This window comes from Achromobacter deleyi (assembly GCF_016127315.1).
Lineage (GTDB): Bacteria > Pseudomonadota > Gammaproteobacteria > Burkholderiales > Burkholderiaceae_B > Achromobacter > Achromobacter insuavis_A.
This window is the reverse complement of sequence record NZ_CP065997.1, coordinates 3,789,188-3,806,564: the sequence shown is the minus strand read 5'-3', so window position 1 is coordinate 3,806,564 and position 17,377 is coordinate 3,789,188. Positions and strand designations below refer to the sequence as shown.

13 protein-coding genes are annotated in these 17,377 nt (G+C 72.1%); 2 read left to right on the top strand and 11 right to left on the bottom strand.

Translation table 11 applies throughout. The annotated features are described in order from the left end of the window. Positions 1-40 precede the first annotated feature (40 nt). From I6I07_RS17460 to I6I07_RS17415, 10 genes are all read right to left on the bottom strand, one after another. Positions 41-6,037, bottom strand: a complete 5,997-nt coding sequence (locus I6I07_RS17460) for a YadA-like family protein (RefSeq protein WP_198483029.1) — start codon at positions 6,035-6,037, stop codon at positions 41-43. 470 nt (positions 6,038-6,507) lie between these two features. Then, a complete protein-coding gene (locus I6I07_RS17455) occupies positions 6,508-6,663 on the bottom strand; it encodes a hypothetical protein (RefSeq protein ID WP_198483028.1) in 156 nt (51 codons plus the stop codon). A gap of 98 nt (positions 6,664-6,761) precedes the next feature. Next, positions 6,762-7,106 carry a helix-turn-helix domain-containing protein gene (locus tag I6I07_RS17450; RefSeq protein WP_198483027.1) on the bottom strand — a complete coding sequence of 115 codons (345 nt, stop codon included), beginning with the start codon at positions 7,104-7,106 and terminating at the stop codon, positions 6,762-6,764. Positions 7,107-7,192: 86 nt separating this feature from the next. Continuing rightward, entirely contained in the window at positions 7,193-7,723 is a 531-nt protein-coding gene (locus I6I07_RS17445; RefSeq protein WP_198483026.1) for a hypothetical protein, read from the bottom strand. 58 nt (positions 7,724-7,781) lie between these two features. Continuing rightward, positions 7,782-9,944 carry a TonB-dependent receptor gene (locus I6I07_RS17440; RefSeq protein WP_198483025.1) on the bottom strand — a complete coding sequence of 721 codons (2,163 nt, stop codon included), beginning with the start codon at positions 9,942-9,944 and terminating at the stop codon, positions 7,782-7,784. A gap of 43 nt (positions 9,945-9,987) precedes the next feature. Further along, a complete protein-coding gene (locus tag I6I07_RS17435) occupies positions 9,988-10,626 on the bottom strand; it encodes a hypothetical protein (RefSeq protein ID WP_232625625.1) in 639 nt (212 codons plus the stop codon). Beyond that, positions 10,623-11,228, bottom strand: a complete 606-nt coding sequence (locus tag I6I07_RS17430) for a hypothetical protein (RefSeq protein ID WP_232625624.1) — start codon at positions 11,226-11,228, stop codon at positions 10,623-10,625. Before I6I07_RS17430 ends, I6I07_RS17435 begins: the two co-directional genes overlap by 4 nt. 3 nt (positions 11,229-11,231) lie before the next feature. After that, positions 11,232-11,969, bottom strand: a complete 738-nt coding sequence (locus tag I6I07_RS17425; RefSeq protein ID WP_198483024.1) for an ABC transporter ATP-binding protein — start codon at positions 11,967-11,969, stop codon at positions 11,232-11,234. Then, a complete protein-coding gene (locus I6I07_RS17420; RefSeq protein ID WP_232625623.1) occupies positions 11,962-13,038 on the bottom strand; it encodes a FecCD family ABC transporter permease in 1,077 nt (358 codons plus the stop codon). The genes I6I07_RS17425 and I6I07_RS17420 overlap by 8 nt, the downstream gene beginning before the upstream one ends. Beyond that, positions 13,022-14,092 (bottom strand): ABC transporter substrate-binding protein, encoded by a 1,071-nt coding sequence (locus I6I07_RS17415; RefSeq protein ID WP_198483023.1) that lies wholly within the window; start codon positions 14,090-14,092, stop codon positions 13,022-13,024. The genes I6I07_RS17420 and I6I07_RS17415 overlap by 17 nt, the downstream gene beginning before the upstream one ends. Before the next feature lie 100 nt (positions 14,093-14,192). Here I6I07_RS17415 and I6I07_RS17410 point away from each other — a divergent pair, with 100 nt between their 5' ends. Then, positions 14,193-14,891 (top strand): Crp/Fnr family transcriptional regulator, encoded by a 699-nt coding sequence (locus I6I07_RS17410; protein WP_198483022.1) that lies wholly within the window; start codon positions 14,193-14,195, stop codon positions 14,889-14,891. Positions 14,892-14,967: 76 nt separating this feature from the next. On the opposite strand, the gene I6I07_RS17405 is transcribed toward I6I07_RS17410, so the two are convergent. Next, positions 14,968-15,741 carry an alpha/beta fold hydrolase gene (locus I6I07_RS17405; protein ID WP_198483021.1) on the bottom strand — a complete coding sequence of 258 codons (774 nt, stop codon included), beginning with the start codon at positions 15,739-15,741 and terminating at the stop codon, positions 14,968-14,970. A gap of 165 nt (positions 15,742-15,906) precedes the next feature. On the opposite strand from I6I07_RS17405, the gene I6I07_RS17400 reads away from it, so the two are divergent. Beyond that, positions 15,907-17,352 carry an HD domain-containing phosphohydrolase gene (locus tag I6I07_RS17400; RefSeq protein ID WP_198483020.1) on the top strand — a complete coding sequence of 482 codons (1,446 nt, stop codon included), beginning with the start codon at positions 15,907-15,909 and terminating at the stop codon, positions 17,350-17,352. Positions 17,353-17,377: the final 25 nt, after the last annotated feature.

Below are 17,377 nucleotides of genomic sequence, written 5' to 3'. Positions count from 1 at the left end.
GGCCTCGAAATCGGAATGCTCCGAAAACCGCAAGGCCGCCTTACCAGGCGTAGGTCAGGCTGACCGAGGCGCCGGTCTGCCCGCCGGTGGTTCCCGACAACGACGCCCGGTAGACCCAGGCGCCGCCGCGCGAGCGCGCCGACACCCCCATCGCCACGGCGGACTGGCCGCCGTAGCTGGACGCGCCCACGGCCACCATCGACTTGCCCGGCGTCGAGGTCGACGGCAGGGCCGCCATCGCCATCGACGATGCGATGCCGGCCTGGCTGGCGCGGCGCAATTGGCCCACGCGGCTGTCGGTGTAGCGATTGGCCTGTTGCCGCGCCTGGTTCGCGTCCTGGCGCGATAGCTGGATCGCCTGGCGCAGGTTGACCGCGTCGGTGGCGGCGGTGGCCTCGGCCACGTTGACGAGCTGGCGCTCCCCGCCATCCGCCCCGATCGACACCGTATTGGCCAGGATGGCCTGCGACCCTTCGCCCAGCGCCACGCTGCCCGTCGCCGTCGCCGTGGCGTTGGCGCCGACGGCCGTGCCGCCCGCCGCCTGCGCGTTCGCCCCCGCGCCCAGGGCGCTGGCCTGTTCGGCCCGCGCCTGGGCGTCGCCGCCGATGGCCGTGCCGCGCTCGCCCGTCACCCGCGCATTGGCGCCCGCCGCCACGCCACCATTGCCCGGCGTCGCCGCCGCGCCGCGGCCGGCGCCACGGTTGTCCACCGCCACGCCGCCCGCCTGCGCATCGAGCCGGTTCACGCGCTCGGTCACCGCGTGCAATTGCCCGCCGGTCACCGCGTCATTGCCGCCGGCCTGGACGCGGCCGTCCCGCACGCCCGTGACCTGGCGCGCGCCTTGCGTGCCGGACACCGCCAGTTGGTCGCCGCCGCGATCCGCCGCCACGGTCACCCGGTTGCTGGCGGGCTCGTCCCGCGTCAGCCCGACATCGCCGCTGCGCACCTGGTCGGACAAGGCGGTCAGCGTCACGCCCTGTCGGCCGGTCAAGGCTTCCAGGTCGCCCACGGCCCGGGTATTGGCCAACAGATCCTGATTCACGCGGAACAGCTGCGAGCCGGTCACCGCCTCGCTGCTGCTCGCGCTGATCCCGCCTTCCTTGACGCCCGACACGGTGCGCGCACCGTCCGTGCCCGCCAACGTCACCCGCGTGCCATCGGCCTGCCGGGCCACCGTGATGTCGCGCGTCGCCGCGTCCTGGCGCACCAGACCGAGTTCGCCCGCGTCCAGTTGATCGCGCATCGTCGCCACCTCCGCGCGCACCTGTCGCACATGGTCGTTGACCGCCACCAGACTGTCGTCCAGCGCCTGCACCGCGGCGCCGACGCTGGTGGCCGGCGCCGTCGGCGCCTGTACTCGCCCGTCCGGCCCGATCGCGGTCACGGCATACGCCGGCGCCTGCGGCGAACCATCGGCGCGCACCGCCGCGCCGCCCCCCAGCGCATCGGCGCGCGCCTGGCTGGCCGCCTGGCTCGCCTGCGCGATGCGGCCGACCGCCGTCTCGCCGGCGCCCAGGCCGGCCAGTCTGGCGTCGGCCGCATCCGCCGCCTGTCGCGCCGCGCCAGCCGTCACGCCCGCGGCGTCCGCGGACTGCGCGGCCGCTGTCGCCGTGGCATCGGCGGCCTGCGCCGTTCGCCCCGCCCCGTCCGCCAGATCGGCCGCCGTGGCCGCCGTGCCCGCCACCGCCTGCACCTGGCCCAGGTTGATCGCGTCGGTGGCGTCGATCCCCGCCGCCGCCTGCACGATGCGCTGCGGCGAGTCGCCCGCCCTGGCGGCGCTGAATGCCGCGGCGCCGGCGTCCCAGCGCATGCCATCGCCGCCCAACGCCCCCAGATCCTGCGTCAGCTGCGCGGCGCGGGCGTCCTGTGCCCGCACCCGATCGTTCACCTTGATGACGCTGCCATCCAGCGCCGCCAGGGCATCGCCGACATTGGCGGCGGTCAAGGCCTGGTCGGCCGCCTCGCCGTCGGCGCCGATCTGGCGGATGGCATAGGCCGGCGCGCCGGCCTTGCCGTCCGCGCCCACCGTGACCCCGCCGCCCAGTGCATCGGCCAGCGCCTGACTGGCGGTGCGCCCGGCCGCGTCGGTCGCGGCGCTGGCCGCCTGATCGATGCGGCCCGCCACCGTTTCCCCATCACCGATGCCCACCAGCCTGGCGTTGGCGTCGTCGGCCGATTGCTGCGCGGCCGCCGCGGCCTGCCGCGCTGCCTCGGCGGCAGTGCCGGCCGTCGCGGCCGTGGCCCGCGCCGTTCCGGCATGCTGTCCGGCCTGCGTCGCGGCCGCCTGGGCGTCGTCGGCGACCAGCTTCGCGCCGCTTGCCGCGCCCTGTGCCGCATCGGCCTGTTGCTGTGCCTGCGCCGCCGCACGTTGCGCGGTCTCGGCGCGCTGCCGCACTTGTGCCGCATCCTCTTGCGCCGCCTGCGCGCTCTGCCGCGCGGCCGCCGCGACGCTGTCCGCCGTGTCGATGGCCTGCCGCGCGCCGTCCACCGCGCCAAGCGCTTGCCGTGCGTCCTGCCGGGCCTGGGTCGCCGCGCCTTGTGCCGTGTCGGCCTGCGACTGGGCCATTGCCGCCGCGTTCCCCGCCGCGTCCGCGACCTGCGCCACCGTATGCAGCTGGCCCACGTTGACCGCATCGGTGCGGGCCTGGCCCTCGGCCACGTTGATGACGCGGTTGGGCGAGGCGCCGCCATGGCTGGCGCTGAAGGCCTGCGCGCCCTCGTCCCACAACAGGCTGTCGTCGCGCAGGCCGCTCAGGTCCTGCGTCAGCTGCGCGGCGCGGGCGTCCTGTGCCCGCACCCGATCGTTCACCTTGATGACGCTGCCATCCAGCGCCGCCAGGGCATCGCCGACATTGGCGGCGGTCAAGGCCTGGTCGGCCGCCTCGCCGTCGGCGCCGATCTGGCGGATGGCATAGGCCGGCGCGCCGGCCTTGCCGTCCGCGCCCACCGTGACCCCGCCGCCCAGTGCATCGGCCAGCGCCTGACTGGCGGTGCGCCCGGCCGCGTCGGTCGCGGCGCTGGCCGCCTGATCGATGCGGCCCGCCACCGTTTCCCCATCACCGATGCCCACCAGCCTGGCATTGGCGCTGTCGGCCGATTGCTGCGCGGCCGCCGCGGCCTGCCGCGCTGCCTCGGCGGCAGTGCCGGCCGTCGCGGCCGTGGCCCGCGCCGTTCCGGCATGCTGTCCGGCCTGCGTCGCGGCCGCCTGGGCGTCGTCGGCGACCAGCTTCGCGCCGCTTGCCGCGCCCTGTGCCGCATCGGCCTGTTGCTGTGCCTGCGCCGCCGCACGTTGCGCGGTCTCGGCGCGCTGCCGCACTTGTGCCGCATCCTCTTGCGCCGCCTGCGCGCTCTGCCGCGCGGCCGCCGCGACGCTGTCCGCCGTGTCGATGGCCTGCCGCGCGCCGTCCACCGCGCCAAGCGCTTGCCGTGCGTCCTGCCGGGCCTGGGTCGCCGCGCCTTGTGCCGTGTCGGCCGCCGACTGGGCCGCTGCCGCCGTATCCCCCGCCGCGTCCGCGAGCTGCGCCACGGCATCCAGCTGGCCCAGGTTGACCGCATCGGTGCGGGCCTGGCCCTCGGCCACGTTGATGACGCGGTTGGGCGAAGCGCTGCCATGGCTGGCGCTGAAGGCCTGCGCGCCCTCGTCCCACAACAGGCTGTCGTCGCGCAGGCCGCTCAGGTCCTGCATCAACGGGCCCAGCTTGCCGTCCTGCGCCAGCACCCGGTCATTCACTCTGATCACATTGGCGTCGAGCGCCGCCACCGCATCGCCGACGTTGGCGGCGGTCCGTGCCTGCCCGGCGACCTGACCGTCCGCGCCGATCTGGCTGATCGCATAGGCCGGCGCGCCGGCCTTGCCGTCCGCGCCCACCGTGGCGCCGCCGCCCAACGCGGCGGCCAGCGCCTGATTGGCAGCCCGCCCGGCCGCGTCGGTCGCGGCGCTGGCCGCCTGATCGATGCGGCCCGCCACCGTTTCCCCATCACCGATGCCGGCCAGCCTGGCATTGGCGCTGTCGGCCGAGCGCTGCGCCGCCGTGGCTGCGTCCCGCGCCGCCGTGGCCGCCTGCTGCGCGCCGCTGGCCGTGCCTTGCGCCGCGTCCGCGGCACGCTGCGCGCCGGCCGCCGCCTCGCCGGCCGCATTGGCGGCCTGTCCGGCCTGCGCCGCCGCGTCGCGCGCCGCCGTCGCGGTCTGCGCCACGCCATCCAGCTGGCCCTTGTTGGCCGCGTCATTGCCGTTCACGCCCGCCGCCACGCCCGTCACCTGGCGATCCGTCGCCGCCATCACGGGCTGGCCGTCCGCGCCCAACACCGGGTTGCCGCGGGCATCGCGTTGCGGCGCGTTCCCGGCCAGGTTCACCACTGTCGCCGCCGACTGCGCGCCCACCTGCAACTGCCCGCCGCTTTCGCGCAGCAGCCCGTCACGCTGCGCCACCACCTGGGTGATGGCTTGATCCAGCTGCCCCTTGTTGACCGCATCCGTCTCCGCCTGGCCCGCCGCCAGGTTCGAAATGCGGCGCGATGAGCCGGCGACCGGCGTGGCGCGGTAGACGCCCTGGACCGGATCCCACATCAGCAGGGCCTCTTTCAGGTCATCGATACGGCCCGCCACGGTCTCGCCGGACGACAGCCCCTGCAAGGGCAGCGTCACACCGTCGACCTTGTCGATCAGGGCCAGCGCCTGATCGAACGTCTGCCCCAGGCGGTCGTCCTGGCCCCTGAGATCACGATCGAACGCAGCGACCGCGCCCAGGACCGTCGCCGGCTGCCCTGGCGCGGCGCCATTGCCGGATGCCGCCGCCGGCATGACGACCCGCCCCTGCGCGTCGACCGAGGCGTTGCCAACCGCTCGCGCAAACGATCCGGTCATGGCGGCCTGCCCGCCGCGCGCGCTGGCGAGATCCGCCGCATTGCGCGCCAACGCGCCCTCCTGCGCCTGATCGACTGCGCCTCGGGCCTTGATGGCGTCATAGGCGGCAAACAGTTGCGAGCCGTTGATCGCGTCGGTGCTTCGCGCATCGACCATCCCCGGCGCCACGTAGAGAATCTGCCGCTGGCGGATGGCGCTGCCGACACTGACCACCGCCTGCAGCGGAGTGCTGTCGAAGCGATGGGAAATGCCATTGAGCACAACGGCGGACGGCGCAATCGCGTCCCGCGTCTGCGCGCCGGAGCCCAGGGAGACGGACAAGCCGCTGGACGTCGCCGCGCTCAACCCGATCGCCACGCTGTCGGCATTGCGCACAATGGTGCTTCGGCCCAACGCCACGGCGTGGGTGGCGTCGGCCCCGATCTGTACGAAACGTCCCACCGCGACCGAATAGTCCGCATTGATGAGCGAACTCGGCCCCAGCACGGTCGACCGCAAGCCACGGCCCAGGGATGCGATGCCAGCCACGGTGGCGTACTCGCCAAGCGCCCTGCTGCCGTTGCCCAGCGCGGTGGCGCCCTCGGCGCCCGTTGCCTGCGCCGTATGGCCAAGCGCGATGCCCAATCGCTTCGCTTCGGCCAACCCGCCGAGTTCCAGGCCCAGCGGATCGCCTACGTCGATATCGAACAAGCCGATGCGCTGGCCGGTCGTGGCGTCGCCCAACTTGATGTAGCCACTGTTGACGGCCAGCTCGCCCCCGAGCATCAAGGACCTGGCGCCGACACCGCTCGCGCCCCTGCCCGGGAAAAACAGAACATAGTCCCTGGATTGGCCAACGCCGCCGTAGTTGATCTTGCCACCGACCTCCGGGGAGCAGCGCTCGGTGTTATCCGTGAACTGGAAGTTCTCGCGCAAGTATGTGTCGACGCTGCTGCCCCCTCTGACGGACGTCTGCGGGTCGTTGATACTGACGCAGGAAAAGTCCGCGTTCGCATTGATGTGCAAGCCATTAGCCGCGAAGGCCGGCGGCGTGGCGCCCAGGGCCAGGCCCGCCGTCCCGAGCAGCGCCAGCCCCATGCCCTTGCGCCGCTTCAGCCCCAACACGCGGCAGGCCAGCCGCAGCAGCGCGCTGACGCGCCTGCGCAACGACCGGGGCGCAACCTGCGCCGCCATGCCCGCGCCTGCGTGCGAAGCAGGGATGCCGTGATCGGGAGCGCCGGAACCGGCGGCCACAAAGGGATGGGTCTTCACAATACGCTCACTTGCTGATTCGTGGTCGGCGGCCCCTGCTGTGGCGGCCTGCCTGGATATCCGCGTGACGATGCCCGGCGCGGGTCTGGGTGTTGCGCGCCGGCGCCTGGCTCATGCGAGGCGCCGGCGGCTGAACGCGATGCCTGTCGCGGGCCATGAACCGGCCGGCGCCTCGGATGGGGAAGCGCGCATCGCACGAAGAAACATCGTGGATCGCACTGTATCGGCATCGATTTCATGCCGGAATCGGAATGCTCCTAAATCTGAAAGCGCGCGTTGGCGATTGCTTCAGGAGCCCGTGATGGCGGCGTCGGGGGAGCGGAATCCCGGCCGCAAAGCAAACGCGCCGCGACAGGGCCGCGGCGCGAGACAACGAGGGGGAACGGACGAAACTAGACCAGCAACAAGGCGCCGCCGCTCGAGGCAACGACGCCCAGCCCGGCCAGCGCGTAGGTGTCGCGCCGTTCGCAGCCCGACCGATGGGTGCCATAGGCGGCATGCAGGCACACGACCCCGAGAATGGCCAGGGCGATTCCAATACCGAACATGTGAGATTCCTAGAATGTGCCGTCGTGGGAAGGGCCCGCGGCTGAGCCGTAGCAGGTAGACCGGCGCGGGTCCGATCAGTTCCCGGCATGCCGGCGCCTCAGTCCGCCAGCACTTTCTCCACCGCCGGCAGCAGCCACGGCCCCAGGTCAACGGTGCCGTCCTCGATCAGCGCATAGGTGGCCGGATGGACGTTGAGCCGGCGCGCCATGTCGTCCGCGGCATAGCCGCGCCAATGGCGCCAGGCGCGCAGGCTGGTCCAGCCATGCGTCCGCATCAGCGCCCGCACCACCGAACAATGCAACGGGGCGGCGGCGCGCGCCGATAGCCACATGGACAACAGGGCCGACGTGCTCAACCCCTCGACCGGCGCCAGCGCGTCATCGCCCGGCGTGGACACGCCCGGGTCATCCGGAAACGGCGGCGATGCAGGAGCGGCAGTCATGGCGGCACTGTATCGGCGCGCCCGCGCGGCGGGAATCAGACTGCTCTGAAATCACCCGGCCAGTGCCGCCCCCGCGGCGGACGCCGTCAGTGCGCGCGGAACACGAACAACGCCTCCGGCACCTGCCCCAGCACCGTTTCCGCGATCCGCGCCCGCAGCCGCGCATGTTCGCGCTGCGCCTCGGGCGCCGGGTTGCCCAGCAGCGCGAAGAACGCCGGCGGCAGCACGCCTTCGCGTAGCACCGCCTGCACCTGCCGCTCACCGCGCGTCAGCCAGAAGCTATACGACTTGTCCGCGGCCTGGCTGTAGCGCGCCTCGGGCAGCGACAGGTCGATCCGGTAACAGCCGCGGGTGACGGCGCGAGTGGCGAACTCGATGGCATCGCGCACGCCCGGCCCGGGATGGCCGCTGACCACGCTCAGTTCGCCGCGCGGCACCGGCGCCCCGTCCTCTTCCAGCCGGGCCAGCGCGCCGCGCAGCCCCTGGAAGATCAGCGCCAGCATGGCGAGCGCGCCGTGGCCGTGATAGGCCATGACGGCGTCGAACGGAATCCGCAGGGGGCCCTGCTCGCCTTGCACGCGCAGTTCGCTGCCGGCGGGAATGGTCGGAATGGTCATGAAGGTCTCCATAAGAAGAAAAGCCGGCCGCGCCAGGCGGCCGGCCGGCGGGGGGCTATCAGAAGCGCGTGCGCAGCGTCAGGCTGAAGCTGCGGCCCGGTTCCAGCAGCGGATTCAGGTCGGTCATGGCGTAGGCCACGTTGGACGAGGTGGCAGCGGTGCGATAGGCGCGGTCGAACAGGTTGTTCACGCCCAGCACCACCTGGGTATTGCCCAGTTGTGGCAGGCCCAGGCGGTCCAGCTGCAATTGCGCGTACAGGTTGACCACGCCGTAGCCGGCCGCCGGATATTCGGTGCGGGCGTCATAGCGGCTCTGGCCCTTGGCCCACTGCACCTCGCCGCTCAGCGCATAGGCCTCGCTGGCGCCCACATACTGCAGGCCCACGATGCCGCTGAGCGGCGCGATGGATGCCAGCGGCCGCTCGGTGTTGCGATTGGTGGCGTGCAGGTAGCTGGCGTTGCCGTACAGGTTGACGGTGCGCGTCAGCTGCCAGCGCCAATCGGTCTCCACCCCCTGGATGCGCACCTTGCCGACGTTGCGGCGCTGGGTCGCGGGCAGGCCCAGGTAGGTCGTGGTGGCGTTCTCCAGGAAGTCGCGGTAGTCGCTGCGGAAGGCGGTCAGGCCGACGGTGGCGGTGTCGAAGTGCAGGCGGGTGCCAGCCTCGACGGTGGTGCCGCGCTCGGGCTTCAGCTCGGGGTTGGGGATGGTGTAGCTGGTGCCGGTATAGCCGGCGCTGAACATCTCGGACGTCCACGGCATGCGGAACGAGGTGCCCACGCTGCCCAGCAGCTCAACCACCTCGGTGGCGCGATACGACAGGCCCAGGCTGCCGGTGGTGGCGGTCTGCTTGCTGTCCTGCGCGGCGCGGAAGGCCGGCAGCAGGTTGGGCGACGGCAGCGCATCCAGGCCCACGTCCGAGCGGAACCAGTCGAAGCGGCCGCCGGCGGTCACCGTCCACTTGGGCGCCGGCTTCCATTCCGTCGTCACGAACGCGCCGACGTTGGTCTGGTACTGGTTGGGACCGGTCTTGGCGTAGGGGGTGCTGGTGGTGGTCGAGGTGCCGTTGGGCCGGTACACGGTGATGTCGCTGCGGCTTTCCGAGCCCGGACGGCGTTCGTGCGTGAAGTCCAGGCCGAAGGTGGTGGTGGTCTGCGCCCACGGCACCGTCGCGGCCACGCTGCCGCCATAGACCACCGGGCCGACCACGTGGCTGCGGGTCTCGACCAGGCGCGCCGGGTTGGTCTGGTTGCGCGCCGACATCCAGGTATCGAACTCGTTGACGTAGACGCTGGCCTTGAGCGCGCTGATGGCGCCGTCGAATTCGCCGCTGTAGGCCAGCCGGGCCTGCTTGACGCGATTGGGGTCGCGGCGGCTGCTGGCGGCGGGATAGGGCGGCACGGTGCCGGCGGCGCCGTCCTTGACGTAGGCCACGCGCGCGCTGGCCTCGATGCGCTGGCGGGCGTCGGGCATGTAGCCCAGCACGATGCCGCCGCCGGCGCCGCGGTAGTCGCTGTTGGGCACCTCGCCCGTGGCGCTGTCGTAGTTGCTGGCGCGGCGGCCGGTGGCGTAGACGCGCAGGTCGAAGCCGTCGCCCGCGCCTTCCACCGCCACGTTGCTCTGCACGCCGTGGCCGTTGCTGCGATAGGTGACCGAGGCCTCGCCGCCGTTCAGGCTGAACGGCTGCTCCAGGTTGCCATGGCCGCGCTTGGTGACGAAGTTGATCAGGCCGCCCAGGCCGTCGCTGCCGAAGCGCGACGAATTCGGGCCGCGCACCACCTCGACCTGTTCGATCTCGGTCGGGCTGATCAGCATGAACTGCAGCGTGTTGCGGCCGCGGAAGCGGTCGCCGTCGATGAACATCGGCACCCGCATGTCGTTGGTGTTCAGGCCGCGCAGGAAGATCGTGCCGGCGATGCCGCCGCTGCGGCTGACGGTGGCGTTGGGCACGCGGCCCAGCAGGTCGAGCGTGCTGTCGGTGTTGAGACGCTCGATGTCCTGGCGCTCGATCACGGTGACCGGCTGCGTCACCGCGTGGTCGATGGTGGCGGGCGCGGGCGTGGCGCCCAGCGGCTGCGGGCGGCCGTCGTCGGCCGGACGTTCCGCGCTGACCTGGATGGCCGGCAGTTGCGGCGCCTCGGCGGCGGCCGCCGGCGCGCTGATGGCCGCGGCGCTCAGCAGACCGGCGCGGGCAAGGGGCGAAAGAGGGAAAGGACGTGACATACGAGAGCGCGATAGAAGAGACCAGGGGTCGGGCAAAGCCGCATCAGGCGGCGGGAGTCGAAGCTTTCAGCCAGGGCAGGAAGCCACGCAGGAAACGGGACGCGGCGGGCATGAAATAGCTGCCGTGGTGGTACATCGGATCCAGCGAGGTCACGATCAGGCGCCCCGGCGTGCTGTGGCGGTCCTCGTACAGCACCGAGCCCGCGCCGGCCTTGTCGATCAACGACCGCGCGCCGGGCGGCGGCGTGAAGGTGCCGTGCTGGTGCCAGGTGGCGTCGGCCAGCGTCAGGTGGGAAAACAGCGGGTGCGCGGGGTGCGCCAGCCGCAGGCCCGAATCGGCGCCCGGCGTCTTCCACCACCAGAAATTCACTTCGCAATCGGTCCAGCGCACGCCATCCAGCCACCGGTGCGCGCCGGTCTCGCCCATCGCCACCAGCGTCTTGCCCGCGGCCAGGAAGCGGGCGAAGCGTTCCCGGTGCGGCACGAGCAGGTCCGGATTGGTGCGGCACGACACGATCAGGGCATCGCAGCCCGCCAGCGCGGCGTCATCCAGCTCCGGCAGGTACAGGTGGCGGTCGAGATACGGCATCAGTTCCGGCGTGTGGAAGGTGCGGTGGTGGTAATACGTGCCGGCGTCCAGCGCCGCGACCACAGGTGTGCGCGCAGTCATGGCGGCGGTCATGCGGCGTCTCCCCGTAGCCAGTCGAACAGCTGCGGCACGATGCGCCCGGCGCTGTCGGCGCTGCCTGCGTACATCCACAGGTCGTTGCCGCTGTGCGTCAGCAGGCGGCCGCCGCCGGGCAGCGCCAGCACCCAATCCACCGCCAGCGCATCCGGACCCAGGGTGTTCAGCACCCGCGCCCCATCGGGCGGCGGATTGCCGCCGCGGGCGTAGAAGCCGGCCACGCCGCGCCGGAAGGTCAGGTGTTCCGGGTCCACGCCCTCGAACACCGGATGCGCGGCGGCGCGATGCACCCGCAGGCCATCCAGGCCGCGCGCGGCCCCCGGCACGAACGGCCGCAGCCAGCGCAGGAACGGATAGGCGACGTGGCCGTTGAACACCATGGCGCCGCCGGCCAGCAGGTAGGCTTCCAGCCGCCCCTGCTGCCCCAGCAGGTAGCGCTGGTCGACGTTGGCGGGCACCAGCAAGGCGCGCACGCGCGCCAGGTCGAGCCGGTCCAGCGCGTAAAGCGGTTCGGCCACGGCGCGCGGCCGCTCGCCGCCGGTGAGCGCGGCGGGGCCGTTGCCGCTCCAGTGGTTCAGGTAGACGATGGAGGTCATCATGGATCAACGGAAAAGAGGAATCACGCCGCGCACCTCGCCGGCCTCGCCTCTCAGCGACGCCACCCGCACCGGCATGCGGTACAGGCGGCTCAGGCGTTCGTCGGTGCACATGCGGTCGGTGGGGCCGACTTCGCAGGCGTCGTCATGCATCAGCAGCGTCTGGTCGGCGATGTGCTGCGCGTGTTGCGGCTGGTGGGTCGAGAACACCACCGCCAGGCCCTGCTCGCGCGCCAGCCGACGCAGCAGCGACAGGATGATGTCCTGGTTGCGCAGGTCCAGCGCCGCGCCCGGTTCGTCGAGCACGATGAGGGAACTGGCGCTGGCCATGGCCCGCGCGATGCACACCAGTTGCTGCTGGCCGCCGCTCAAGGCCTGGAACGGCCGCTCGGCCAACGACTCCAGCCCCACGGCCCGCAGGCAGTCGCGGGCGATCTGGCGATCGCGCGGGCCGGGCGACGCATACCAGCGCAGATGGCGGGCGCGGCCCATCGTCACCATCGCCAGCACGTCGTAGGCGAACAGCGCGTCGGTGCGCTGCGGCACGTAGGCCGCATGGCCTTGCAACCGCACCGTGCCGGCGGCCGGCGCCCGCAGGCCCAGCAGGGTCTTGAGCAGCGACGTCTTGCCGCGGCCGTTCGGCCCCAGCACCGCCAGGATCTGTCCGGCCCGCAGTTGCAACGACAGGTCCGACAACAAGCGGCGGCCGCCCGCCTGCACCGCCAGGCGATCGAGTTCAAGCATGGTGCGCTCCCCCGCCCTGCGTGCGGCGCAACAGCCAGGCGAACAGCGGCGCGCCGATCAGCGCGGTGATCACGCCCAGCGGAATCTCGGCGCTGGTGGCGCTGCGCGCCACCGTGTCGACTAACACCATGTAGGTGCCGCCGATGAGCGCGCTGGCCGGCAGCAGCGCGCGATGGTCGGGGCCGACCAGCATGCGCGCGATGTGCGGCACCACCAGCCCGACCCAGCCGACCGTGCCCGACACCGCCACGCTGGCCGACACCACCAACGTGGCGCAGCCCAGCAGCAGCCAGCGCAGCGGCTCGACCGCGATGCCCATGGCGCTGGCCTGCTCGTCGCCCAGCGACAGCACATTGATGCGAAAGCGCAGCGCATACAGCAGGCCCATGCCCGCCAAGATCGGCAATGCGGCGGCCGCCAGCTTGACGTACGAGGCCGTGGCGAAGCTGCCCATCAGCCAGAACACGATCGCCGGCAGGCTGTCATTGGGATCCGCGAAGTACGTGGCCAGCGAGATCAGCGCCGAAAAGAAGGCGCTGGTGACCACGCCCGCCAGCACCAGCATCAGGATGGTGGTGCGGCCCTGCGAGCGCCCCAGCAGATAGACGATGGCCACCGCCAGCAGCCCGCCGGCGAAGGCCAGCCCCAGCGTCGCCCACAGCGACGAGAACAGCAGGATCGCCGCGCAACCGCCAAACGCCGCGCCGGACGAGATGCCGAGGATCTGCGGCCCCACCAGCGGATTGCGGAACGCGCCTTGCAGCGCCGCGCCGCACAGCGCCAGGCTGGAGCCGGCCAGCACCGACAGCAGCACGCGCGGCAGCCGCACCTGCAACACCACGCGCTGCTCGGCGCCGCTGACGGCCGGCAGCCAGTCGGCCAGGCCATCGGGCAGCGCCAGCCCCGCCAGCACGCTGGACACATGCGCAAGCGGCAAGTGATAACGCCCCACGCACAACGCCGCCAGCATCGACGCCGGCAACGCCAGCGCCATCAACAACCACGGCCAGGCCAGGCGGCGGCGTGCCACGCCCGCCTCGAGCGGCACGGATTCAGCGCAGGCGGTCATAGCCGGCGGCTCCCTGGTTCTGCCGCGCGTGCAGCACGGCGTCGATATCCGCCGCATCGGGCGTGTGGCCATACAGCTGCGCGTACGCCTGCGCGATGTGCTCGCGCAGCGGCCAGTCGAAGCGGTCCGGATGCAGCAGCTGGCTCAGCCATTGCCAGTACAGCGGCGATTCCTGGCTGGGGGGATCCCACAGATAGCCCCCGGCCGGGATCTTGTAGACACGGTGGTTGCGCACCGCCGGGATGTCGGCGAACAACGGATCCCGGTACAGCATGGCGGGCGTCAGCCCCGGCTCGAAGTTGTTCAGCAGGATCACGTCCGGCGCCCACGCCATGAGCTGCTCGATGTTGATGGTCTGCCCGTTGCCGATCGCCGCCGCCACGTTGCGGCCGCCCGCCAGGCGGATGTCGTCGTCGAAGCTGGTGCCGGCGCCCGAGGCGCGCAACTGCGGCGCGTAGCGCGCCAGGTACAGCACCCCTGGACGCTGGTCCGGCCGCAGGCCATCGGTCACCTTGGCGATGTCCGCCCGCACCTGGTCGCGCCACGCCAGTTGCGCCGAGGCGCGCGCCTCCTGCCCCAACGACCGGCCCATCAACCGGATCCATTCGCGGCTGCGCGCCTCGTCGCCATACAGCAGCGCCGCCACCGGCAGGCCGGCATTGCGCAGCGGCGCGATCAGGTCATCGCCCATGTGCCCCCACTGCCACACCAGGTCCGGCTGGATCTGCAGCAGCGTCTCGACGTTGGGCGCGAAGCCCGAACGCGTGATGTCCGTCCGGACGGCGGCGAGGGCCGGGAACATGCGCGCCAGCAGGCCGTCCTTCATCAGTTCATGGGCGTTGGGGTGCATGCCGGCCAGGTGCTGCGCGCCGCCGTCCAGCGAAATCAGCAGCGAACCCGCGGGCATCGGCAGCGTGACCACGCGGCGCGCGGGCGCCGCCAGCGGCACCGGGTTGCCCAGCATGTCGGTGAAGGCGGTGGGGGCCGGCAGGACGGCGGGCGGCAACAGGACCAGCGCCGCGAACGCGGCACTGCGCAGGAATCGGATAGCCATGGGAAGCGAGGGGATACGGGCGGCGTCGGATGACGCGGTGGTACCATTACAAATAAGAATCAATCTTATTTAATTCTAAGCGGCGGGGCCGCTCCCTCAAATGACTATTGTCAATTCGTCAAAGTCCCTCTTATTGGCGGCCCTGCGCGACCATACCTGGTTCGATGGCGTCGGCGACGCGGCGCTGGCCACGCTGGCCGAACGCAGCCGCTGGCTGCAGTTCGAAGCCGGCGACACGTTGTTCTCGGAAGGCCAGGCGGCGACCTCTTGCCTTCTGGTCTGCGCGGGATCGGTGCAGGGCCTGCGCTACACCGCCGACGGCGGCGACAAGGTCTTCGGCCACGTCGGGCCGGGCGGCTGGCTGTCGGCGCTGACGCTGTTCGAAACCACGCCGCGCCACCTGCACAGCGTACGCGCCCGCACCGCCGGCAACGGTTGCCTGCTGCAGGCCGACGCCTTCCGGCAACTGTGCCTGGATGACGCCCGCTTCGCCTGCCGCGTCATGGCGCACGGCGCCAACCTGGTGCGCCACCATACCGACCAGATCGACTGGCTGACCTCCAGCTCGGCCGAGGAGCGGCTGGCCGAATACGTGCTGCGCGCCGGCAAGCCCCAGGCCGACCAGCCGCTGGCGCTGCCCCTGAGTCATTCGCAGATCGCGGTCAAGCTCGGCATGCGCGCGGAGACGCTCAGCCGCATCTTCTCCAAGTGGCGCCGCGAAGGCATCATCGCCAGCCGACGCGGCACGCTGTACGTGCTGCGGCTCGCGCCACTGGAACAACTGGCCTCCGGATGCTGAAACGCCGCGCGTCCCGACGGACGCGCGGCGTTCATAAGTGACAGCCCGATGTCACGTCACCGGGCTGTCACGGCCCTCACTTCACGCTCGCCACCGCGTCCAGGATCACCCGCGCCACCGCTTCCGGCTGCGATTGCTGCGGCACGTGGCTGGTCTGCAGGTCGGTGACCTTGGCGCCGATGCGCTTGGCCATCTGGTGCTGCAGCGCCGGCAGGATCATGCGGTCATGGTTGCTGACCACGAACCACGACGGCTTGGTCTTCCACGCCGCGGCCGACACCGGCTCGCCGAAGGCGCTGGCCTTGATCGGGCCTTGCGTGGCCGCCATCACCTTGGCCTGCGCGGCCGGCACGTCTTGCGCGAAGTCGCGCGCCAGGCCCTGTGGCGACAGGCTCAACCAGCCGTGGCTGTCGGCGCCGATGCTGTCCGAACCCGGCGCCTTGGGGGTGCCTTCGGTCAGCGTCGCCACCGACTGGCCGGCGTCGGGCGCGAACGCGGCCACGTAGACCAGGCTGGCGACCTTGGGATGGTTGCCGGCCTCGGTGATCACCGTACCGCCCCACGAGTGGCCGACCAGCACCACCTTGCCGGGCTGGTTGTCGATGGCGCGGTTGGCGGCGGCGACGTCGCCGGCCAGCGATTCCAGCGGGTTCTGCACCGCCTGCACCTGCACGCCCTTGGCCTGCAGCAGGGCGACCACCTTGGCCCAGTCCGAGCCGTCGGCAAAGGCGCCGTGCACGATCACGACGGAGGGGCGGGCCGAATCGGGTCCGGCGGCCAGGGCTTGCGAGGCGGGCACCGCGAACAGGCCGGCGACCAGGAGGGAGGCTGCGATAATATGGCGCTTCATGGAGATTCCTTTTTCGGGATCAAACGCCGACGTGGCGCTTGGTTGACGCCAGTGTCGTTTTCCCGCCGGTCGCGCGGTATCGGATGATTGACCGATGCGCCGGTCCTCGCCCCTCCCGCCTCTCCGCTTTTGCCACCGCCCCCATTTACCGCCCCGCCTGGCCCCATGATCGCCGATAGCGCCATTGAACTGACCGACGCCGTGCTGGCCATGGCCTTCATCGGCGACCTCAGCATGGGCCGGGCCACCGACCATTCGCGCCGCACCGCCTGCCTGGCGGGCCTGCTGGCCGCGGCGCACGGCGCGGATCTCGCGGGCCAGGACCACGCCCGCGCGGTGGCGCTACTGCGCTGGTCCGGCTGCACCGCCAACGCCGGCGGCTTCGCCGAACTGCTGGGCGACGACATCGCCTCGCGCGAAGCCATGATGGCGCAGACCCTGCCGCCGCTGGACGCGCGCACGCAGTCGCTGATCGTGCCGCTGGCGCTGATCCATTGCGAGATTTCCGGCGATGTCGCCGTCAGCCTGGGCATGCCCGACGCGGTCGTGACCGGCTTGCGCCACGCCTTCGAGCGCCACGACGGCAAAGGCATGCCGCAGGCGCTGGACGGCGACGCCGTCTCGCCGCTGGCGTTCATCGTCAACGCCGCCAGCGACCTCGAGATACTCAGCCGCGCCCATGGCCGCGACAGCGCACTGGACTTCCTGCGCCAGCAGGCCGGCGCCAAGTATCCCGCCGACGTCGCCGCGCTGGCCGTGCGCCACGGCCCGGCCTGGCTCGACCGGATCGACACCGATCCGCCCGACGGCGCCGACTGGAACCTGGCCGGCGAACGCGCCGGCGCCCCGGCCGCGCTGACGCTGTTGGCCGACGTGGCCGAACTCAAGCTGCCCTGGCTGGCCGGCTATTCGCGCCGGGTGGCGGCGCTGGCCGTGACCACCGCCGCGCGGCTGGAACTGGACGCGGCGACGCAGGCGCAACTGCAGGCCGCCGCGCTGGTGCATGGCATCGGCCGCGCCGCGCTGCCGAACCGCCTGTGGAACACCGCCGGCAAGCTGTCGCCGGACCAATGGGAGCAGGTGCGCCTGATGCCTTACTGGACCGCGCGCGCGGCGCGCCAGATCAAGGGCCTGAGCCAGGCCGCCGAACTGGCCTCGTATGCCTACGAACGGCTCGACGGCAGCGGCTATTTCCGCGGCGCGGCGGGCGCGGCCCTGGGCTTGCCTCAGCGCGTGCTGGCCGCCTGCGTGAGCTTGCAGGCGCTGCTCGAGGACCGCCCCTGGCGTCCCGCGCTTGCGCTGGCGGACGCGGCGCGGCAACTGCGCCAGGACGCCGCCGCCGGCCGCTACGACGCCGACGTGGCCGAGGCCGCCATCGCCGCGGCGGGCGGCGAGACCGCCGCCCCGCGCCGCGCCGTCTCGCCGCTGTCGCAACGCGAACTCGAGGTGCTGCGGCAGATCAGCCTGGGCGCCAGCAACAAGGAAGCCGCGCGCGCGCTGAACATCAGCCCCAGCACCGTGCGCACCCACGTCGAGAGCGTGTTCCGCAAGCTGGAATGCTCGACCCGCGCGGCCGCCACGCTCAAGGCGCTGACCTCGGGCCTGCTGTAGCGGGCGCAGGGATCGCGCCCAGCCA